Origin of the sequence: Apilactobacillus kunkeei (assembly GCF_005930975.1) — a bacterium.
Lineage (GTDB): Bacteria > Bacillota > Bacilli > Lactobacillales > Lactobacillaceae > Apilactobacillus > Apilactobacillus kunkeei_E.
The window spans coordinates 151,335-172,435 of sequence record NZ_VBSE01000041.1 but is presented as its reverse complement, the minus strand read 5'-3'; the positions used below and the strand labels follow the sequence as shown (position 1 = coordinate 172,435).

Annotated in this window: 21 protein-coding genes; 12 read left to right on the top strand and 9 right to left on the bottom strand. The window is 33.8% G+C overall.

Features of this window, described 5'->3' with window-relative positions; genetic code table 11:
- Positions 1-44: 44 nt before the first annotated feature.
- From FD688_RS05255 to FD688_RS05245, 3 genes are all read left to right on the top strand, one after another.
- Positions 45-857 carry a CPBP family intramembrane glutamic endopeptidase gene (locus tag FD688_RS05255; RefSeq protein WP_138742086.1) on the top strand — a complete coding sequence of 271 codons (813 nt, stop codon included), beginning with the start codon at positions 45-47 and terminating at the stop codon, positions 855-857.
- A 223-nt stretch (positions 858-1,080) separates the two neighbouring features.
- Entirely contained in the window at positions 1,081-2,418 is a 1,338-nt protein-coding gene (locus FD688_RS05250) for an FAD-dependent oxidoreductase (RefSeq protein ID WP_138742085.1), read from the top strand.
- A gap of 105 nt (positions 2,419-2,523) precedes the next feature.
- Positions 2,524-4,038 (top strand): hypothetical protein, encoded by a 1,515-nt coding sequence (locus tag FD688_RS05245; RefSeq protein WP_138742084.1) that lies wholly within the window; start codon positions 2,524-2,526, stop codon positions 4,036-4,038.
- Positions 4,039-4,085: 47 nt separating this feature from the next.
- On the opposite strand, the gene FD688_RS05240 is transcribed toward FD688_RS05245, so the two are convergent.
- The 7 genes from FD688_RS05240 to FD688_RS05210 form a co-directional block, all read right to left on the bottom strand.
- Positions 4,086-5,546, bottom strand: coding sequence for an APC family permease (locus FD688_RS05240; protein WP_138742083.1), 1,461 nt, complete (start codon positions 5,544-5,546; stop codon positions 4,086-4,088).
- 200 nt (positions 5,547-5,746) lie between these two features.
- Entirely contained in the window at positions 5,747-7,069 is a 1,323-nt protein-coding gene (locus FD688_RS05235) for an amino acid permease (protein WP_138742100.1), read from the bottom strand.
- 369 nt (positions 7,070-7,438) lie between these two features.
- Complete coding sequence (locus FD688_RS05230) at positions 7,439-8,761, bottom strand: amino acid permease (RefSeq protein WP_138742099.1); 1,323 nt, start codon at positions 8,759-8,761, stop codon at positions 7,439-7,441.
- Between the two features lie 365 nt (positions 8,762-9,126).
- Positions 9,127-9,573, bottom strand: a complete 447-nt coding sequence (locus tag FD688_RS05225; protein WP_138742082.1) for a MarR family winged helix-turn-helix transcriptional regulator — start codon at positions 9,571-9,573, stop codon at positions 9,127-9,129.
- 155 nt (positions 9,574-9,728) lie between these two features.
- A complete protein-coding gene (locus tag FD688_RS05220; RefSeq protein WP_138742081.1) occupies positions 9,729-10,544 on the bottom strand; it encodes a hypothetical protein in 816 nt (271 codons plus the stop codon).
- Positions 10,545-10,670: 126 nt separating this feature from the next.
- Positions 10,671-11,417 carry an ABC transporter permease gene (locus tag FD688_RS05215; RefSeq protein ID WP_138742080.1) on the bottom strand — a complete coding sequence of 249 codons (747 nt, stop codon included), beginning with the start codon at positions 11,415-11,417 and terminating at the stop codon, positions 10,671-10,673.
- Positions 11,417-12,331, bottom strand: coding sequence for an ABC transporter ATP-binding protein (locus tag FD688_RS05210; RefSeq protein ID WP_138742079.1), 915 nt, complete (start codon positions 12,329-12,331; stop codon positions 11,417-11,419). Before FD688_RS05210 ends, FD688_RS05215 begins: the two co-directional genes overlap by 1 nt.
- 239 nt (positions 12,332-12,570) lie before the next feature.
- Here FD688_RS05210 and FD688_RS07420 point away from each other — a divergent pair, with 239 nt between their 5' ends.
- Positions 12,571-13,152 carry a peptidoglycan-binding protein LysM gene (locus FD688_RS07420; RefSeq protein WP_225426110.1) on the top strand — a complete coding sequence of 194 codons (582 nt, stop codon included), beginning with the start codon at positions 12,571-12,573 and terminating at the stop codon, positions 13,150-13,152.
- A gap of 105 nt (positions 13,153-13,257) precedes the next feature.
- On the top strand, positions 13,258-13,947 hold the full coding sequence (gene trhA, locus FD688_RS05200; protein WP_138742078.1) for a PAQR family membrane homeostasis protein TrhA: 690 nt from the start codon (positions 13,258-13,260) through the stop codon (positions 13,945-13,947).
- A gap of 37 nt (positions 13,948-13,984) precedes the next feature.
- Here the strand turns inward: trhA and FD688_RS05195 are convergent, their stop codons facing one another.
- Complete coding sequence (locus FD688_RS05195; protein ID WP_138742077.1) at positions 13,985-14,308, bottom strand: DMT family transporter; 324 nt, start codon at positions 14,306-14,308, stop codon at positions 13,985-13,987.
- 163 nt (positions 14,309-14,471) lie between these two features.
- Between FD688_RS05195 and FD688_RS05190 the strand changes: the two genes are divergently transcribed.
- Positions 14,472-15,074, top strand: a complete 603-nt coding sequence (locus tag FD688_RS05190) for a nitroreductase family protein (RefSeq protein ID WP_138742076.1) — start codon at positions 14,472-14,474, stop codon at positions 15,072-15,074.
- A gap of 53 nt (positions 15,075-15,127) precedes the next feature.
- Here FD688_RS05190 and FD688_RS05185 read toward each other — a convergent pair whose 3' ends face one another.
- Positions 15,128-16,435 (bottom strand): DUF3290 family protein, encoded by a 1,308-nt coding sequence (locus FD688_RS05185; protein ID WP_138742075.1) that lies wholly within the window; start codon positions 16,433-16,435, stop codon positions 15,128-15,130.
- A gap of 202 nt (positions 16,436-16,637) precedes the next feature.
- Between FD688_RS05185 and FD688_RS07460 the strand changes: the two genes are divergently transcribed.
- The 6 genes from FD688_RS07460 (at position 16,638) to FD688_RS05155 (ending at position 21,097) form a co-directional block, all read left to right on the top strand.
- The gene (locus FD688_RS07460; protein ID WP_318530880.1) at positions 16,638-17,309 is read left to right on the top strand and encodes a C40 family peptidase; all 672 of its coding nucleotides are present in this window, start codon (positions 16,638-16,640) and stop codon (positions 17,307-17,309) included.
- 100 nt (positions 17,310-17,409) lie between these two features.
- The gene (locus FD688_RS05175) at positions 17,410-17,895 is read left to right on the top strand and encodes an MGMT family protein (protein WP_138742074.1); all 486 of its coding nucleotides are present in this window, start codon (positions 17,410-17,412) and stop codon (positions 17,893-17,895) included.
- 27 nt (positions 17,896-17,922) lie between these two features.
- A complete protein-coding gene (locus tag FD688_RS05170; RefSeq protein ID WP_138742073.1) occupies positions 17,923-18,390 on the top strand; it encodes a PH domain-containing protein in 468 nt (155 codons plus the stop codon).
- Positions 18,380-19,846, top strand: a complete 1,467-nt coding sequence (locus FD688_RS05165) for a PH domain-containing protein (protein WP_138742072.1) — start codon at positions 18,380-18,382, stop codon at positions 19,844-19,846. The genes FD688_RS05170 and FD688_RS05165 overlap by 11 nt, the downstream gene beginning before the upstream one ends.
- A 103-nt stretch (positions 19,847-19,949) precedes the next feature.
- Positions 19,950-20,294, top strand: coding sequence for an iron-sulfur cluster biosynthesis family protein (locus tag FD688_RS05160; RefSeq protein WP_138742071.1), 345 nt, complete (start codon positions 19,950-19,952; stop codon positions 20,292-20,294).
- 152 nt (positions 20,295-20,446) lie between these two features.
- Complete coding sequence (locus FD688_RS05155) at positions 20,447-21,097, top strand: SDR family oxidoreductase (protein WP_138742070.1); 651 nt, start codon at positions 20,447-20,449, stop codon at positions 21,095-21,097.
- Positions 21,098-21,101: the final 4 nt, after the last annotated feature.

Genomic DNA, 21,101 nt, shown 5'->3' with positions numbered 1-21,101 from the left:
GTGTGTTATGATGTTTTCATCAATTAAAGCGAGGATGGAATAGTATGAAACTAGCAAAAATGTGGTCCATTACTTTTTGGGTTTTATTAATCGATTTTATTGCATTAAATATTGTAGGAGTTACGGCAATTAACTTTAATATTTATAACAATAATCACCAAATATTAGGTCAGATGGATCCAGGAATCATGAGAGCTGTATTTGCGATTGCACTGTTGGTATTTGCAAAACGACATTGGAAAATTAATGTTATGCATGAACATGGCGGATACTCTCATATTTTTAAAGAGGGATGGCTGTTAATAGCTTTAACAATTCTAAATATGACCCTAGCAAGTGACTCTCTAGTATGGAAAAACCTTCTTCATAATATGGATGCTCAAAATATCATCTTAGCTTTTGGTATTGGACTTATTGAAGCACTTTTTGTGGGAATGTTTGAAGAAATATCCATTAGAGGAGTTATGATGGGAGCAATGCTAAAAGGCTTTAAGAATTATCCTGTAATGAAGAGTATTTTCTTCTCTAGTATGGTCTTTGGTTCTTTACACATGTTAAATTATTTAGTTTCACCATTTTGGGATACTACTAACCAAGTTATATATGCGGCTGGACTAGGATTTGTATTAGCTACTGTTTACTACATTAGTAAAAATATTTGGGTTTCAATTAGTTTACATGCGTTGATGGATTACTCGGCTTTTGTTTTTTCTATGCATTCTAATTATGTTAATACTTCTGCAACAAATAAAGTTGATATTTTATCGTTACTAATATTTATAGTGGGGATTCTTTCATCTTATGTATCTTTGATTGTGTATAATCGTAAACAAGGTAAAAAAGCTTGGATATATTAATTACAAAAGCAACGAATTAATTTCATTGCTTTTTTTATACATTTGTGAAATCAGTGATATGATACACAAAGTACAAAGGCGCTATAATAACTGTTAATATTTAAAATGTTAAAATTATCTTAAGGACAAATAAAATTATTGTGTTTTTATTCACAATACATATAATTAGAGTTGTAGAGAAAATATAAATGAAAAAAATACAGAATAGAGAAGGTATTACAATATGAAAGTTATTGTTATTGGTTGTACACATGCAGGTACATTCGCTGTTAAACAAATTTTAAAAGAACACCCAGACGCAGAAGTTACTGTATACGAAAGAAATGACAACATTTCATTCCTATCATGTGGTATCGCTTTATACCTAGATGGCAAGGTTAAGGATCCTCAAGGTTTATTCTACTCAAACCCTAAGGAACTATCCGATTTAGGTGCAAACGTTAAAATGCTACACAGTGTAAAGTCTGTAGATACTGATGCTAAGACAATTGAAGTTGAAAACTTAGATTCACATGACGTATTTACTGATAAGTACGACAAGCTAGTTATGACAACAGGTTCACGTCCTGTTCTTCCTCCAATCGAAGGTCGCGATAACAAGAACGTATTTTTCTGTAAGAACTGGCACGATGCTCAAATCCTATTTGAAAAGGCTAAAGACCACAAACGTATTGCTGTTGTTGGTGCTGGATATATCGGGGCTGAATTAGCCGAAGCATTTTCAAACCATGGTCACGAAACTACTTTGATTAACAGTGATAGCCACGTTTTATCAAAGTACTTTGACAAGAAGTTCACTGACAAGATTGAAGAACTATATGCTGACCACAACGTTAAACTAGAACTAGGGGTACGTGTTCAAAAGTTCTCTGGCGATGATGAACTAACACTATCAACTGGTGATCACGATATCAAAGCTGATATGGCTATCCTATGTGTTGGTTTCCAACCAAACACTGAACTATTAACTGGTAAGGTTGATATGATGGACAATGGTGCTATTATCACAAATGAATATATGCAATCATCAAACCCAGACATCTTTGCTGCCGGTGATAGTGCTGCGGTACACTTCAACCCAAGTGAAACTAACGAATACATTCCATTAGCAACTAACGCAGTTCGTCAAGGTATTTTAGTTGGTAAGAATATTGAAAAACCAACAACTAAGTACATGGGTACTCAATCATCATCTGGTTTACAACTATATGACTACGCATTAGTTTCTTCTGGTATGACAGTTGGTATGGCTGAAAGAAAAGGGATGAAAGCTAGCTCAGTAGTTGTTGAAGATAACTATCGTCCAGAATTCATGCCAACAACTGAAAAAGTGTTAATGGAACTAGTATATGACCCAAGCACACGCCGTATCTTAGGTGGCTCATTGATGAGTCGTTACGACATTTCTCAATCAGCTAACACATTATCCGTTCTTATCCAAAACAAGAACACAATTGATGATTTAGCAATGGTTGATATGCTATTCCAACCAAACTTCGACCGTCCTTTCCATTACCTAAACATCTTAGGACAAGCCGCTCAAGCTCAAGAAGAGAAGTAAAATACCTAATTAATTTTAAAAAATTCCCTAAAAAATTGGTTTTAGGGAATTTTTTTATAGCTATTTTATTTTTATTGGATTATCATTACAAGATGAGGTGAGAAAATGAAAATAATTATAAATAGACTAACCGCTAAGAACATTTTAATGTTAGTGATTAGTTTTGTTTGTATGTTCTTTTTAACAACAGCTTCGCCATTCTACGAATTTAACAGATCAGTAGATGCGAATACAATGTATACTGTTGGAAAAGGATTACTACACGGATTACTTCCCTACAAGGACTTATTTGATAATAGGGGACCATTGATTTACTTAATCCATTCCGCAAATGCGATCTTTTCATACAACTCTTTTACATTTATCTATGTAATTGAATCATTGTTGTTGTTCCTAGATATCGCGTATATTAACAGAATTCTATCAATGAAATTAAGTGCAAGGACAGCAATGTTCTGCAGTTTCTTATTTATCCCATTGGCATTTACCAGTCGAATCTTCTATTATGGTGATTTACCTGAAGAATACGCTATGACATTTGTATTAATCTTGCTTTACTCATGTATTCAATATAACTGGTTTGACATGCCACGTCGTTACTACATAGTTAATGGATGCTTTGTTGCAATTCTATTTTGGATTAAATATTCATTAGTTATTCCATGGGTAATATTCTTTATTTATGTTGGTTTAGCTTGTTTGTTCACTAAACGCTTTAAGAAGTTATTTGTGATTATCTTAGATGCATTAATCGGATTCTTATCGGTAACTTTACCAATCATTATTCTTTATTGGGCCACAGGAGCCTTAAAATTCCTATTTAACGACTATTTCTACCTTAACTTGACTCATTACCATGTACAAAACGCATCGTTCGCATACACACTATTTAAGATGGAATATCCAACATTTGGTTTTTCACACCATTTAGTAATTATTCGAACAGTTTACTACTTGATGATTGCAATATTTATTTGTTCGGTTGTTAGATACATGCGTGAGGCAAAGATGCATGATAGCAATAAGATACTACTTGTGCTAATTGTTTTCATTGATATCATTGCAACATATGAAGTTGGTGGCGCTAGTTTTTCATACTATCTATTTGCGTGTGAACCATTCATCATCTTCTATTTATTCGAGTTAGGATTACTGGTTGATAAATATTTATATAATAAAAAATATTTAATCTGGGGATTGTCTGTAATTGCTTTATTAGGAATTTTCGTTACAAATAGAAATTACCGTACAAGCTTACATTACTCAAAACCTAGCCAATCATATCAATATGAATATTCAAAGATTATTAACAAGTCTAAAGATAAGTCATTATTGAACTACCGTTTCTTAGATGTTGGTTTATATACCTACACTGGAACACATGCTGATAATCGTTTCTTTATCAGAAACAATATCAATTACAAGCCAATGTATGATGCTCAACGTGATTACTTACATTCATTAAAATATAAATTCGTTGTTGCTAAATACCGTAAGGGTTGGCGACTATGGAAAGTCGATACTAGATTCCTAAAGAAACACTACACCAGACTTCGTCATATGAGATTTAACTATCAAGATCATAGTGAAGGTTGGATTGATTTATACGTAAGAAAATAGCATAAAAAAAGAGGACTCAAACGAGTCCTCTTTTTATTTGGTTTTAATTACTCAAAGTCATCTGATTTAACTTCGGCTTGTTGATTTCTTGATTTATGGTTCATACCATAAACAAAGTAAATAATCATACCGATAATGAACCATACCAATGCATAAATCTTAGCATCGTTATCTAGACCCCAGAAGACTGCTAGTGATGCTAGGAACCCTAAAGCAGGCATGATAGGGAAGAATGGTTCTTTAAAGCCAGGCATATTAATGTCTTTTCCTTCACGTTTTCTAAGTGGGTAAATCCCGATAGAAACGAACATGAAAGCAATCAAAGTACCAGCTGAAATTAATTGAGATAGGAATGTAAATGTTAGGAAGGCACCGATAACAACTGAAATGACAGTCATAGTAATGATTGCATTTAGAGGAAGGTGATTTTTCTTACTAATTTTACCTAGGAATTTAGGTAGCATACCATCTCTACCAAATGAGTATAGTAGACGTGATCCTGCCATCATCATACCGATTAAAGCAGTAAACATACCTACAACGGCAATAATTTGAACAACTGAAGCAACAATTGGATGACCAGCTTGACGAAGGGCCCAACCAACAGGTTCAGCATTGTTAGCATAGTTTGTGTATTTGAACATACCAACTAGTACTAGTGATACGGCAACGAATAGTGTAACGGCAATTACTAGAGAACCAATGATACCTCTAGGCATTGTCTTTTGTGGATTCTTAGCTTCTGCAGAGTTTGCAGCAATTGAATCAAATCCAATGTATGATAGGAAAATTACTGAAACACCAGCGTAGATTCCGCTAAAGCCACCGAAGCTTGTACCATCTGCATTAACATGGTGAGCAGGAATAAATGGAACGTAGTTGGCGAAGTGAATTGCAGTAGCTCCAACAACGATAAATACTAATACAGCAGCTACTTTTAAAATTACTAATACATTTTCAACACGAGAAGTTTGTTTATCACCACGTGTAATCAAAAACATAACGATTAAGATTACAAAGACGGTACAAATATCAACTAATCCACCTTTTGCACTAACTGGATTGGCTAAGTATGTAGGGAAATTAATTCCAAGTGGTGCGATTAGGCCTCGGAAGTTAGCCGATAGCCCAGCTGCAACAAAGGAAACTGCAATGAAGTATTCAGCTAGGAGTGCCCATCCAGCAACCCAACCCCAGAATTCTCCAAAAACAACATTAATCCAGGAATATGCTGAACCAGCGAACGGCATGGCTGAAGCCATTTCAGCGTAAGATAAAGCAACTAATCCAGCAACGATTGCAGCAAGCAAGAAAGAAATGGTTACTGCCGGACCTGCATTGTTAGCGGCCACGATACCAGGAAGAGTAAAAATAGCAGTAGAAACGATTGTTCCAACTCCTAAAGCAAGGAAATCCTTTGTAGTCAATGATCTGACCAAGTTAGAATCCTTTTGCTCATAGACACTAGGGTCTTCTTTTCGATTCATTCGTTTGAATAGATTCGCCATAAAAATTACCTCTTTTCGTATGTATAAACAAGATGGCATCTCGTTTATTAAAAAATGATTAGAAATTGATTATATTTTAATCGTTTTTGTTAATTTGTCAACAAATGTTTGCAAATAATAAACAAACGTAACTAATATTCTAACATGAAAATAGCCACCCTTGAATAGAAAAAGGGTGGCTAAATTAGTTTTAATATGAATTATTTTGTTTTCTTATTAAATCTAACAAAGTATAGGATTGTCATTAAAGCTAAGAAGACGATCCCTACAATCAATGGAATTCTTGTATCATCATTGAAGAACATAAATACTAAAGTAATGAATAGTACTAGTAGTGTTAGATAGTTTGAGAAAGGAGCAAAAGGCATCTTGAACGGATGATTAGCTAATTTCTCTGGATGTTGCTTTCTAAACTTAAGTTCAGACATGATGATAACAAACCAAGGAACCATACCAGGTAGAACGGATGAACTGTATACATATACGAATACCTGACTTGCACCCTTATAGAATAGTGGTAGTACTACGTTTAGAATAACTCCTAATAATATTCCGGTTGCAATAGAAATTACTGAAATGTATGGGACTCCGTGCTTGTTAATTTTGTTATATCTTTCAGGTAATTGACCTTGTTGAGCCAATAAGTATGACATACGACTTGAACTATAGATAGCTGAATTAGAACCTGATAGAGCGGCTGTTAAAACAACAAAGTTGATAATTGAAGCAGCAGCAGTGATTCCAACTTGAGAGAAGGTTTCTACGAAAGGAGAACCGATGTTAGCAATTTTATCCCAAGGGTAAATTGAAAGCATAACGAAGATTGATCCGATGTAGAAAATTAGGATACGACCAATGGTATCTTGGATAGCCTTTACTAATGTTTGCTTAGGATTTTCAGCTTCACCCGCAGTCACACCAATTAATTCAATTCCTTGGTATGAAGCAAAAACAATTGATAGAGCAAAGAAGAATCCTTTAACACCACCGGTAAAGAAGCCATGTGACCAAAGGTTTGAAATACCAGTAGGTCCTATTCCGTTGAATCCTAAAACGATAATTACTAGGCCAACAACGATCATTGCAATGATTGTAACGACCTTAATTAATGCGAACCAGTATTCTAATTCACCAAAGGCACTAACCGAAATCAAGTTAGCAATACATAAGAATATTACGGCAATGATGCCTGGTACCCAAGATGGGATTGATGGCCACCAGAATTGCATATATGTACCAATAGCAATCATTTCTGAGATACCAACGACAACCCATTGAAAAATGTTTGACCATGCTGTTAAGTAACCAAAAACAGGGTGCATGTATTCAGATGCAAAATGTGAGAAAGAACCACTGATAGGGTTATCATATAACATTTCACCCAAAGCTCTCATAATTAAATATAAGAACACACCAGCTATTGCATATGCTAGTAATACAGAGGGACCAGTCCATTCAATTGTGGACTTGGCACCCATAAATAGACCAACCCCGATTGTTCCCCCAAGGGCGATCATTTGCATTTGTCTAGAGCTCAATTTACGCTCTAACTTCTTTTCTTGCTTTTCTTCTGCCAATATATTTCACCATCCTATAAGAAATTATGTAATAAAAAACCTAGTACTACATTATCTATTGTACTAGGGATTTTATAAAATTGCATAACCAATCCAATATAATTAAATAATTTTTAAATAATTAGTCAAAATTGCTATAACATTGGTTTGATTTTACAATAGTTAGATCTTTCTGATAGGTAATAAACAATTCCCCAGTAAGATTTTCACTTACATAATTCTAATATTTATTATTTAAGAAATGTTATTACATATTAAAATTAATGTCAAGGAATTTAACAATTGATGAATTTTATTCAACAAACTTATTACTATCTATTCATTGTTTTGATTGAATTTTACGAAGTATAGAATCGCCATAATTAATAGGAAGAAGATTCCGATAATCAAAGGAATTCTAGTAGAAGGATTAATGAACATGAATACCAAGGTAATTGCTAGGAAAATTAGTGTAATGTAATTACTGATAGGTGATAATGGCATCTTGAATGGATGGTTCACTAATTCTTCCGGATGTTGCTTTCTGAATCTAATTTGAGATACCAAAATCACTACCCATGGAACCATACCAGGTAGCACTGATGAACTGTAGACATACACGAAGATTTGGTTTGCTGATGGGAAGAATATTGGTAGTAATACGTTTAATAATAGCCCAATTAAAATTCCAGCTGAAATACTGATTACTGAAACGTAAGGAACACCGTGACGGTTTAACTTTCTGAACACTTTTGGAAGTTGACCTTCTTCAGATAGTAGGAATTCCATACGACTAGCACTGTAAATTCCTGAGTTAGATCCAGATAGTGCGGCAGTTACCACCACAAAGTTGATGATTGAAGCAGCAGCAGTGATACCTACTTGTGAGAATGTTTCTACGAAGGGAGAACCAATTTGACTAATCTTATCCCAAGGATAAATGCTTAGGATTACAAAAATTGCACCAATGTAGAAGATTAGGATACGACCAATGGTATCTTGAATAGCTTTAACTAATGTTTGCTTAGGGTTTTCAGCTTCACCTGCAGTCACACCAATTAATTCGATTCCTTGGTATGAGGCAATTACAATTGCCAAAGCAAAGAAGAATCCTTTAAAACCATTTGCAAAGAAGCCATGGCTCCAAATGTTTGAGATACCAGTTGGGTGAATACCATTAAATCCAAATATGATGATGACCAAGCCAATGATAATCATGGCGATGATGGTAACAACTTTGACTAAGGCAAACCAGTATTCAAGTTCACCGAAGGCACTTACTGATACTAAATTGGCGATACATAAAAATACGATGGCAATGATTCCAGGAAGCCAAGATGGTAAATGTGGCCACCAGAACTGCATATATGTACCAATAGCAATGACTTCTGAAATACCAACAACAATGTATTGGAAGACATTACTCCATGCGGTTAAATAACCGAATACAGGGTGTAGGTATTCTGAGGCAAACTGTGAGAATGATCCAGTAACTGGATGTACGTATAACATTTCACCTAAGGCACGCATAATTAGGTATAAGAATAATCCTGCAATCGCATAGTCTAGTAACACTGAAGGACCGGTCCAACCAATTGTGGACTTGGCCCCCATGAATAGACCAACTCCAATGGTTCCACCTAGTGCAATCATTTTCATGTGACGAGCACTAAGCTTTCTTTCTAACTTATCATTATTTTTTGACAATATTTCCACCTTCTTGAATTTATTTGAGGTGGGGAAACAAAAAAACGTCTCCGACACTTATGTGTCAGGGACGTCTATATTAACGTGGTTCCACCCATCTTTAGCATTACAGATACCTATAATGCCCTCATATTAGTCATTAAAAATAATATCGATTTACATAGAATAGAAAAGTGGTAACCGTTTAACTGCAATAAATTACTTACAGAAAAATGTAATTCTCTCTGGAAAGCATCATTAAGCGGACATGTCTTTTCTTTAACAATTAATATTGTATACTTGCGAAAGACAAGTGTCAATTAAATGATTACAAAAAATTACTTATTACTTTCGTTTGTTCTTTCCAAACGGTGTTGAAGATCAATGATTGTATCCATCGCATCAGCAAATTCTTCATCGCTGTAGTTAAGTCTGTTCAAACATCCTTGAACTGATTCCACAATTGGGTCTTTTTTGTCTTTTCCTAACTGTGTTAAGTGAATTAGGACACGACGTTCATCTGCTTTATCTCGATTTCTTGTAATCCAACCAGCTTTTTCCAAACGTTTCAACAATGGGGTCAAAGTACCGTTTGAAAGACCTAATTTTTGACTTAGGTAGTTAACGGTTACTCCGTCATTTTCCCATAATGAAAGTAGGGTAATGTATTGAACGTAAGTTAAGTTGAATTTTTCTAGTGGTTCTTGATAGAACTTGTTAAATAGTTGGTGTGCTCGTGAAATTTGAAAACAAATTTGATCGTTTAGAGTCACTTCTTTTGGCATAATGCAAAACTCCTTTCATTGTTCGGTGGATTTTGTCTAGCAAGTGATTATATTGTATACAATATTAAAGAATATCACTAAATTTAAATTGGTCAATAAAATAGACACTGTGATTTTATACACGGTGCCTATCTGAGTGCTATATATAAGTAATATTATGCAGTTTGTAATTTTTGTTTTTTATTTTTCTTAGCTTGTCGTTTTGCAATCAATTCTTCATCAGTAGGGAACTTTCTGATGAAGACAAAGATGATAAATCCAATTACGAAGAAGATTCCGGCATAAACAATTGAGCCGGCAATGATTTGGTTCAATGTTAGACGGGTCATCATATGCTTCATACCATCTTGGATTTGTTTTTCAACAAAGAAGAAGTTGAATGGGTTCCAAATAAGTTGACGGTTATTGTAAATGAAGATCATGAAAATACCAGCAATTATTTCGGTGATGTAATTTAAGGCAACACCAAATGCAATGGCACCATACCACGTTTTACAAAAACCAATAACCATGATTACAAATGATTCAAAGATGAATACGTAAGCAATGTTACCTAACGTTGCCCATTGTAATTCTAGTGCTAGCTTACCAGCAAATACACTTTCAGGAAATACTAGGTACTTCATGAAAATGATTGTTAGAACTGAAAGAGCAAGTAAGATGAAGTATGCGACCATGCATGTAATAATCTTTGAGATGAAAATAGTAGTTTTACTATGTTTTGCCATGTTTTCACGAACTTGTTTATTACTGTCTACACCAGCAAATCTAGTTGCAGTAATAATAGTGGCAAGTAATTCAATCACTGGTGTAATTCCACCAAACGAATTCATTAGTTTGTATCCATCCAGTGTTCTTGTATCTTTACCAATAACAGCCATTAAAATTGTAACAACAACTAAGAAAACTGCCATTGCAAGAAAAATAAGACGATTTTTCTTGTTCATTTCTTTTTTTAATAAATCAACCAATACGTTGGCCTCCAAATCTTTATTCGAAATTAATCAATAACAAGAGTTTATCACTTTTATGGTATTCATTCCAATAAAAAAAGCGACTAAACAATAATTAAGTCGCTTTTTTCTACTATATTATTATTAAACATTACGACGGTTATAAACAACGTAAGTAATTAATAGGAAGATAATTCCCCAAATAATTGATCCAACTTCTAATTGAGTTACTGACAATCTTGATAATTGAGAATATTCAGGAACTGAGTATTGTTTTAGGATGTTTAAAAAGTTAAGTGGGTTGTACTTAATCCATTCCATCTTGTCTACTAGAATGTTTAAGAATACGTTAATAACATTTGATACGAAGTAAAATACAATACCAAAAGCAATTGCAACAGCATTACTCTTAAAGATGTTACTGATTAATAGAACGATAGAAAGCATTAGGAATAGGTAGAAAGCCATTCCAATAAGGTATCCAAAAATATCATGCCATAAGAATGCACGATTTTCATTGAATAATACATTTGCAATTGCAGTAGCGATAAAAGTGATTATCACAAGATAAACAAACATAAGTACTGTAGTGATTAGTTTTGAAATTAGAATCTTACCACGAGAGAATTGACGAGCAAATAGATACTTAACAGTGTTGTTTGAGAAATCTTTAGTTAATAGTGAACTAGCAAAAACGATCATTGCGATTAAGACCATTGATAGTCCATTACCAAAAACTCGTCCACTGGCATTTATGGTGCTAAGGGCAGTGCCACCATTGTGATAGAAATATCCACTTAGTAGAGTGATAGCTAGGACAACGATACTCCATCCAATGTAAAACTTACCGTGTAATTGTTTGTATAGTTCTTGTCTAATTAAAGTTAACATTATTTAGCCTCCTTGCTATTATCTTCGGACAGAATCTTCAATAATGATTCTTCTAAGTCTTCTTGATGTCTTGTAACATCAAGGATTTGGACTTCTGATTGACTAAGTAATTCAATAACTTGACTTAATGCAGTACCTTCATCATTATCTGAAATTTCGATTTTCTTGTCGTAAATAACAGGTGATAGACCTTCTGAACTAAGAATGTTCATTGCTTTATCCATATCTGATACTTCGATTCTAATGTTCTTAAGACCATCAGATAGGAATGACTTAGCGTCTGACTTCTTGATTACTTTACCGTGGTTGATTACCACATAGTAATCAGCGATACGTGATAGTTCATCAAGTAAGTGACTGGAGATAAGAATACTAATGCCACGTTTTGATAATTTTACAAGTAAGTCACGTAAATCATGAGTTGATTGGGGATCTAGACCGTTCATAGGTTCATCTAGGATAAGTAGTTTAGGATGGTTAAGCAATGAAATTGCAATTCCTAGACGTTGTTTCATACCCAATGAATATTTCTTGGCCTTACGGTCAGCAAATTCAGTGATTTGAGTTTCGTCCATAATTTCTTGCATTTCTTCTGCGGTGGTAGAACCGTCATTGAATAGCTTTAGATTTTGACGACCAGTTAGGTTCAAGTATGGAGCAGGTGATTCAATCATTGAACCAACGTTTTCTAGACTGCTACGCTTGTTTTTGGTTAATTCTTTTCCATCAATTTTAATGCTACCTGAGTTGTAGTCGGTAAGACCAACGATACTCTTCATAATAGTAGACTTACCAGCACCATTTGGTCCAATTAGACCAAGAATAGTACCAGGTTCGATATCAAATGAAACGTCGAATAAAGCTTGTTTTCTTCCGAAGAACTTGTTTAAACTTTGAACTTCAAGAGTTTTCATAGTGCATCTCCTTATAATATAGTTAATTACTTATGTAACTAACTATATACGTTTTTCTTTTAAAAGTCAATTCTTTTTCATAAAACTTAAGAAAGTCTTAAGAGCTTTTAAATTAGACTTGAAGCTAGTTTTGTTTCACAACTGAAATAAAATGTAATATTCCTGTAACATAACTCTAACAAGATAGTAAAACTGGTTCGTTATGTTATTTAAGTAATTTTAAGGAGGGAAAACATTATATGCATTCGAATAATAAGATGATTACCTTTGCTGTATTGGTATCATTATTGATTGCGACATTGTTTTTAATACCACAAACCGCAAAAGCTGATTCAGTTGTTACACCAGCTACACCAGCTCAAACAAAGACTGTTCAAGAAAACGCTAATAAGAAAGCTACTAAGCATGTTAAAAAGGTACACAAACATAAGAAGGTATCTAAAAAAGCTAAAAAGGCTAAAAAAGTAGCAAAAGCTCACAAGAAAACAGCAAAAAAGCACACTGTAAAACGTGCTAAAAAGCATTCTGTTAAAAAGATTGTTAGTTCAACTCGTATCAAGAAACACTCAACTTATAAAGTTAGAAAACATTTATCAAGAGCAAACGCTGCTGCTAAAGCATGGATTGCTAATCATGAATCAGGTGGATCATACACTGCTTCCAACGGTTCATGTTACGGTAAATATCAATTATTAATCAGTTACTACGGTGGTAACTTATCTCATAAGAACCAAGAACGTACTGCTAACAAATATGTTAAGAGTCGTTATGGATCATGGGTAAAAGCTAAATCATTCTGGTTATCACATAACTGGTACTAAAAAGAACCCTAAAGAGGGTTCTTTTTTTAGTCTTTAACATCTAGTATTGAAAACTAGATTACATAGTTATATAATTAAATAAACATTAATTGAGGTAATTTACTTATGAACAACGACTTAAAACAAAAGACTACTGACTCAGTTAAACAAAAATTTAACTGGATTAAGGATAAAACATACTACCTACTAAACGAAATTTTTAGTGCAATCACCCATGGAATTGGGGAATTACTTGCAATCATTGGTGCTGTAGCATTGATAATTCACGGTGTACATGTTGGTGGAGAGATGAGAATTACTAGTTTTGTCATCTACTCAATCACATTAGTAACTTTCTATATTGCTTCCACTATGTTTCATAGCCTATATTTCACCCGTGTTGAAAAGTTATTCCAAATCTTTGATCATTCCGCAATTTATTTACTAATTGCTGGGAGTTACACTCCATACTGTTTAATTGCCATCGGGGGATGGCTAGGATGGGTCATTTTAACTGTAATTTGGATTATGACGGTATTAGGAATCATCTACAAGTCATTATGGATGGGGAAATTAAAGACACTTTCTACTATTATTTATGTAGTAATGGGGTGGATGTGTTTACTAGGAATTGTGAAATTGTATGATTACCTAGGAATTCATGGATTCCTATTATTACTATTTGGTGGAATTGCATTCACGGTTGGTGCGTTAATCTACAGTTTCCCAAGAATTCCATTCGGACACGTAATCTGGCATGTCTTTGTAATGATTGGTACTATTTTAATGTACTTCTCAATTTATTTTTATGTATAAAAAATAACGCTAGGTTAAATATTCTAACTTAGCGTTTTTATTTTGCACTAAATAGGTTTAAAAGAACTACGCCGATGACTATAAAAACGATGCCAATCATGCTCATGATGTTAATTTGTTCCTTGTAAACTAATGAAGCAATTGCTGTGGTAGCAAGAATTCCTAAAGCGCTCCAATTAGCATATGCAATGTTTAGTGGAATCTTAACCATAGCAATTGATAAAAAGTAAAAACATAATGCAAATGAAATTAGCGATCCAATTGTTGGAAGTATCTTAGTAAAACCCATCGACATTTTTAATAGGTTTGTACCGATGAGTTCACCAATAATAGCGAGCGCTAAAAATAAGTAATAGAACATATTAATTTACCTCATCGAAAAATAATATTATGCTGATACCTAAATAATATCACTTAAGTTTTTATTTGTTCATTAAAAAAATTGAGCAAAAGGGTTTACTAACTAAAAGTAAGTGATATAATGATAATTAATCAATCAGATATAACAAAAGGAGAGATACAATATGAAAACAGAACTACTTGATTTACAAAAGAACCGTCGTACTATTTACGCATTAGGTCGTAATGTTGAACAAAGCCAAGATGAATTAGCAAACTTCATCAAAGCTTCAATTAAGGAAGCACCATCAGCTTTTAACAGTCAATCAACTCGTGCCGTTATTTTATTTAACGACAACCAAGACAAGGTATGGGACATTACTTTGGACAACTTAAAGCCACACTTAAAGGATGAAGATGCCCTAAAGGCAACTACTGACAAGATTAATGGTTTTAAGAATGGTTACGCTACAATTCTATTCTTCACTGATATGGATGTTGTTCATGGCTTAGAAAAGAATTTCCCAGCATACGCTGACAACTTTTACGACTGGTCAGAACAAGCTCAAGGTAACGCTCAATACGCTGTATGGACCGGCTTAGCAGAAAATGGTCTAGGTGCTAACCTACAACATTACAACCCACTAATCGACGAAGATGTAGCTAAGGAATTCGATATTCCAGCTAACTGGAGACTACGTGGTGAAATGGTATTCGGTTCAATTGAAGCACCAGCACAATCAAAGGATTACATGGACGACGAAGATCGTTTCAAGGTATTCAAGTAATAACAATCCCAATAAATAAAATAAAAAAGATAGGTCATAAGACCTATCTTTTTTTATTTTTCTTTTGTCCCTTTTGTACCACGCTGATTAGTAGGTTTCTTATTATCTTTGTTTGATTTAGCACCTAAATGACGCTTCTTTGAAAGTTCTTTAAGTTGTTGTAATGATTTAGCATTCTTAATTCTTTCAGGCGTTAAATTGTGATTGTGTGAGAAGTTTTCTACACGTTCACCAAGTTCGTAGTACCATGGACGCTTCTTATGGGTAGGATATGGAATGATTACCAAATGATCATCAACATATTGCCCCAAGTAAATTTGAGCGATTTCCTTATGTGAATCTTTAGCTAATTGTTCAATCCAGTCCATGTCACGTCCCATCTTTTCTAGGACTTCGGGATTGACAGTTCCATCTGTAATGACAGGATAACTTAGTGATTCATCACCAAAGGTAGTTATCGTAAGTTGTCCATTTTGTTCTAGGACAGCAGATTTAACATCCTGGAAGTTGCTAATTCCCTTAGTTCTTAGTTTAAATGACAAATCGGCTGCTGACATACCATTCTTTAAGGCAGTATCAACATTAACGATTCCATTAGTAATGATGTTTTGTGGATCCCCATTGAATATTCGATGGAATATTGCAAATTGACGACTGAGGATACGACTAGTAAAGATAACCAAAGACCAAATTAACAAGACGATGAAGAATTGTAGGGTGGTGATTTGTTGGTTATAAATCATACCACCAATGATACCCCCAAGAACGTAGTTTTGAATTTGATCCACTGCGTTAGAAGGAGCCAAGTTTCCTTTACCGGAAATATTAATTTGAATTACTAATACGACGAATCCAATTAAGAACTTGAACAATATTTCTAAGTATTCCTTGTTTAAGTCACCGATTTGGAATGATGGTTTGTCATGATAAGTAATATTGGTAGGAATTAATTGAATTGGTTGAAGCTGATAGCTGTTAAAACTAGAGTTAAAAGTTGCTTGATAAAATTTATCTCCAACTTTTACAGTCATACCATTAGTCAATTGTGGGGAGCTAACATAAATCTTTGATGTAGAAATATGTTTGCTTCTACTAATGGCTTTTACCATTTCAGTAGTTTGAGAGTTTTGCGACGAAGAGTTGCGTTGTTGCAAAATATTACTGAAGCCAATACTGATTGATAGTATGGCAACAACAATCATGGTAATAAATAAATCACGATATTTTAGGTTTGTCCTGTCGCGCATATATTTAAAACCATTAAAAATAATCATTAATCCAACAATTACCGCTAATGCTAATAATAGATATGTAACGATAGTATTTGGATGGATTAAGTAGTCATATGAATATAAATCCATGAAATCACCTTATTCTTAAAAGTTGTTAAGTATAGTTCTCATTATAGAACGATTTATATTATAAAACCATTGGATGTAACACTTAGGTAACATTTTTTCATGTTTTTGAAATAGTTTTGTTCCTGTTATGTAGCATTTTGTAGCTATACTTTAGTCATAAGTTAAGAAATTATAAAATTTTAAAAGCGGGGAATAAAGTGCTATGAACAAAACAAAAACGAAAAAGACAATCATGTTAATAATGTTGACTGTTTTGGCGATGGCTACATTATTTGCAACTGATGTTACCAACGCAAGCGCTAATAAGGTTAATCATAAAAAGACTCATAAGGTTATAAAAAAGAAAAAAGCGAAGAAGCATCATACAGTAAAAAAACACAAGAAGAAAGCTAAAAAGTCTTCTTACAAGAAACCAGCTGCTAAAAAGAAAGCACATAAAACTGTAAAGAAGGTTACGCGAAAGAAAGCACGTAAAGCTGCACCTAAAAAAACTTCACACAAGAAATCACGTAAATCACGTTTTTCAAGCATATATAGATCAGCTTCAAGCAAGTTAGGTCACCCATATGTATACGGAGCGGTGGGGCCATATAGCTTTGATTGTTCTGGTTTTACACAATATGCTTATCGTCATGGTGCACACAAAAATTTAGCAAGAACTGCTCAAATGCAATACAACACTAATAAGCATGTAAGTAGAAAGCATGTTAAAAAGGGTGACTTAGTATTCTTTGGTAGTAGTCGTCGTAACATTTACCACGTAGGTATTTACATTGGTAATGATAGAATGATAGATGCACAAAATCGTGGAGTTGTAACAGAAAAAATCCATGTTCCTTGGTGGCATGAAGTTGGCTATGCTCGAGTAGCTTAATACTAAAAAGACACGACATAATGTCGTGTCTTTTTTTGACCTAAAACCACAACTAAGTTATGGTAAGATATTAATAATACTAGAAATAGGAAGGATACAAATGGAAAAACTATACTGGAATCAAGTCGAATATCAAAAGCAAAAAATCTATTTTACCTGTACCAGAGAGGGAATTCATTTTGTTAATAACCCTAATACTGGAATTTCCAATATTTATAACTTTTACTCTAAATTAGATGCTGAATTCATATTTAATAGAAAAGTAACTGAAGAATATAAGATACAACTGCGTGAATATATCGATGGTACCCGCAAGTACTTCGAGATACCAATCGATTTATCAACGAGCAGATTAAACGAACAAATCTATCAAAAAATTAATGATATTGATTACGGTGATACCATGGATATCAAAGAATTTTGTGATATCTTTGACTTTAAAGAATCAGACATAAGAAAAGCAGTGATTACTAATCCGCTAATTTTGATAATTCCCAGCCATCGTATTTTAAACGTCGACTATTCAGATAGCTATCGTAAGTTAGCTGACTTCAATAACTTTTTACTAGATTTAGAGAGAGAATAAAATATCAACATTTAGGAGAGAATATAAATGAAGAAATTACCTGAGAGTGTCAAAGTAGTATGGTTATATTCAGCTATTATCACCATTGTTGTCGAAGTCATTATCTTTACTGCAGCAACAATTGGTGTGAAATATTTGGATTGGAAATACGTCGAATACATTTTGCCCGTTTTAGGAACAATTTTAGTGATATCGGCATTAGTAGACATGATATCAATCCCTTATCGATACGCATTTCATCAATACGCAATTTATGACGATCGTGTGGAAATACAAAATGGATTTATCTTTAGAGAACAAGCAACTATTCCGATTGCTCGTGTACAAAACGTTGATATTGAACAAGGCCCCATTTTAAGACACAAGAATCTATATAAGATCAGCATTTATACTTCTGCTGACAGTCATGATATTGATGCTGTAACTAAAGAAGAATCAGAAAACATTAAGACCCAAGTGATGAGATTAGCGATGGAGGCTAGAAATGCAAGATAAACATCTAAGCCCATTAAATTTTGTAAATCATATTACCGATATCATTGCGGCGATATTCTTAGGTCCTTTTGTCGGAGAACCATTACATCTTAATAGTTCTATCCTTGGAATTGTATTTGTAATTATTACGATAGTATGGAATATATCTTCTTATCTTTGCTTTACCTATTCAATAGAAGATAGTCAAATTGTGATTAAAAAAGGTGTCTTTTTTAAAAAAGTTATCCACGTTCCATTTGCTAGAATTCAATCAATTGAACACAGTCAGTTTGTGTTGTTTAGGATTTTTGATGTTGAAAAACTACAAATTAACAATGCCAGCAAGAGCGGATCTAAGGATCAAGTTACTTTGGACGCGGTTAAAACCTATGTTGGTGCAATCTTAGAAGAAAAGCACAAGCAATATGAAAACCAAGATATTGATGCTAGCGATGAATCAAAACAACTAATAGTTGAAAAGACTGATGATAAAACTGAATCAGAAACAAATAAAGCTCATGAATATGCTCAATACAAAATTTCTACCAGAGATATTGCACTTTATACCTTTACTAGCTTTAGAGTCTTTATTACTATGTTTGTGATTGTACATATCACGCATGGTGCAATTTTAGAAGTCGCTATTAGTCTTTACCAAAAAGGGGCTGGATCCAACATTTTTACTTTGGTTGCCTTTTCAATAATGGCGATTATATTAGCGTTATTATTATCGTTTATCTATACGATGATTCAACTTTATGATTTTACCCTGGTAAAAGAGGGCAAATATTTGGAATATGAAAAAGGACTTATAACCAGAAGCAAGGTTAGACTATCAACTGACAGGATTCAAAGTGTTTTGGTAGAACAAAATATTATGGGTAAACTATTGAAAATTATGACAATTAAAATCGTTATGGCTTCGGATGACAATGATGACGACTCATCTCAAGCTGTGGTATTACCAATTTTAGACGCACGTAAGTATGATGATGTAATGAGTGCATTTTTTGAATGGTTACCATTAAAAACGATTGAAAAATTCAATTCTCGCAAACGATCAATATGGCTCTTCTTTAGAAATATTTGTTGGATATTGTTAATCATACCAATCGTAATTTACTTCATCGGATGGTCGACGCTATCTTACGTGTTAGTCGGATGCGATATTTTTCTCTTTGTTTACATTTTTGGTAATGCTTACTTTAGGTACCGCGTTAGTTCAATCGGTCTGACCGGAGATACTAAGGATGATTATTTGATTGTATCTAATGGATTTTTGTTTAAACAGAAAACATATTATGTAGGGTGGCACGAAATTCAAAGCATGCATTTTAACTCCAGTATATTTATGAAAAGAAATAATCTTGCTAATATCACTGTCAGTATTAGAAAAGGTAATTCATCAAAAAACATCGAAGTTTCTTACATTAACTATGAAGATGGTCAACGTATTTATGATTGGTACCGCCAATAAAAAAATATCGCATATTTAAATTAAATCGTGTACAAACTATTGACACAAGATTTTATATGAGTATTATAGATAATTGTAATATAAATGAAGGGGGTTCATTTTTATGAAACTAACTATTACAGATGCAGCAAAAGAAAAGATTCAAAACAAGATTCAAGGCGATGCAAAGTTCTTCTTGAGTCTAGATGATGGTGTTGGAAACTACTCTGACGCAGGTTCATGTGCGATTGATACATCTTTTGACTTGATTGCAGTTGACCCTGATTTAGAAGACAAAGACTTTAACGCAAGTATGGATTCAGATTTAGGACCAATCTACTACAAAGACTATAGTGGATCATTCCTAGAACAAAATTTAAAGTTCGACGTTATGTACAATGCTTTAATCCTATCTGGTGACTCAGGTATGATTGATGGTAACGTTCCAGTTATTGATAAAAGAAAATAAAAACAATTATAGACAAAACGCTTAATAAATAACAATTATGGTAAAAGACGGCTATCTTATGATGGTCGTCTTTTTTTGAGCAAATTATTTTATGAGTTGTTTTATTACTGATAAAATTGCTATCAATAAGTAAGCAAGGAAAGGATGATATTATGAGTAATGTTTTAGTAATTGGGGCCCATGGTCACGTAGGTTTTAAGATGGTAGAAAAACTAGGTAAAACTGGAGATAACGTTTTTGCCGGTGTTAGAAGTGATAATCAATTTTCTGAATACAATGACATGCAAAATGTCACTCCGGTTGTCTTTAATTTGAACGGCACAATCGATGAAATGGCAAAGGTTTATACTGATAATTCCATTGATAAGATTGTCTTCTCAGCTGGTTCAGGTGGTGCTACCGGAGATGATCAAACATTGATTATCGATTTAGATGGTGCTGTAAAGTCAATGCTAGCTGCTAAACAAGTAGGTGTTAACCGTTACGTCATGGTGAGTGCTATGGGTGCTGACGATAGAAGCTTCTGGGCTAATTCTGGTTTGCATGGATACTACATCGCTAAACACTATGCAGACGTTGAGCTAATAAACAGTGGCTTACAATACACTATTGTTAGACCATCAGCTCTAACTAACGATGAAGAAACAGGTAAGGTCGATGTAATCGAACAACGAGCATCAGGTATGAATATTCCTAGAAAAGATGTTGCTAACTTCGTTGTTGCTGTATTACATGACGACAAGACCATTAACCACATTTATGAAATTACAAGCGGAAGTAGCGATATTAACGACGTGCTTTAATAAT

Bases quoted from the DNA above. Each gene is read 5' to 3' on its own strand.
- FD688_RS07460 (WP_318530880.1), top strand. From the start codon at position 16,638: ATGAACAAAACAAAAACGAAAAAGACAATCATGTTAATAATGTTGACT.
- FD688_RS05255 (WP_138742086.1), top strand. From the start codon at position 45: ATGAAACTAGCAAAAATGTGGTCCATTACTTTTTGGGTTTTATTAATC.
- FD688_RS05160 (WP_138742071.1), top strand. From the start codon at position 19,950: ATGAAACTAACTATTACAGATGCAGCAAAAGAAAAGATTCAAAACAAG.
- FD688_RS05210 (WP_138742079.1), bottom strand. From the start codon at position 12,331: ATGAAAACTCTTGAAGTTCAAAGTTTAAACAAGTTCTTCGGAAGAAAA.
- FD688_RS05215 (WP_138742080.1), bottom strand. From the start codon at position 11,417: ATGTTAACTTTAATTAGACAAGAACTATACAAACAATTACACGGTAAG.
- FD688_RS05195 (WP_138742077.1), bottom strand. From the start codon at position 14,308: ATGTTCTATTACTTATTTTTAGCGCTCGCTATTATTGGTGAACTCATC.
- FD688_RS05245 (WP_138742084.1), top strand. From the start codon at position 2,524: ATGAAAATAATTATAAATAGACTAACCGCTAAGAACATTTTAATGTTA.
- FD688_RS05250 (WP_138742085.1), top strand. From the start codon at position 1,081: ATGAAAGTTATTGTTATTGGTTGTACACATGCAGGTACATTCGCTGTT.
- FD688_RS05165 (WP_138742072.1), top strand. From the start codon at position 18,380: ATGCAAGATAAACATCTAAGCCCATTAAATTTTGTAAATCATATTACC.
- trhA (WP_138742078.1), top strand. From the start codon at position 13,258: ATGAACAACGACTTAAAACAAAAGACTACTGACTCAGTTAAACAAAAA.
- FD688_RS05240 (WP_138742083.1), bottom strand. From the start codon at position 5,546: ATGGCGAATCTATTCAAACGAATGAATCGAAAAGAAGACCCTAGTGTC.
- FD688_RS05230 (WP_138742099.1), bottom strand. From the start codon at position 8,761: ATGAAAATGATTGCACTAGGTGGAACCATTGGAGTTGGTCTATTCATG.
- FD688_RS05155 (WP_138742070.1), top strand. From the start codon at position 20,447: ATGAGTAATGTTTTAGTAATTGGGGCCCATGGTCACGTAGGTTTTAAG.
- FD688_RS05170 (WP_138742073.1), top strand. From the start codon at position 17,923: ATGAAGAAATTACCTGAGAGTGTCAAAGTAGTATGGTTATATTCAGCT.
- FD688_RS05175 (WP_138742074.1), top strand. From the start codon at position 17,410: ATGGAAAAACTATACTGGAATCAAGTCGAATATCAAAAGCAAAAAATC.
- FD688_RS05235 (WP_138742100.1), bottom strand. From the start codon at position 7,069: ATGCAAATGATCGCCCTTGGGGGAACAATCGGGGTTGGTCTATTTATG.
- FD688_RS07420 (WP_225426110.1), top strand. From the start codon at position 12,571: ATGCATTCGAATAATAAGATGATTACCTTTGCTGTATTGGTATCATTA.
- FD688_RS05185 (WP_138742075.1), bottom strand. From the start codon at position 16,435: ATGGATTTATATTCATATGACTACTTAATCCATCCAAATACTATCGTT.
- FD688_RS05190 (WP_138742076.1), top strand. From the start codon at position 14,472: ATGAAAACAGAACTACTTGATTTACAAAAGAACCGTCGTACTATTTAC.
- FD688_RS05225 (WP_138742082.1), bottom strand. From the start codon at position 9,573: ATGCCAAAAGAAGTGACTCTAAACGATCAAATTTGTTTTCAAATTTCA.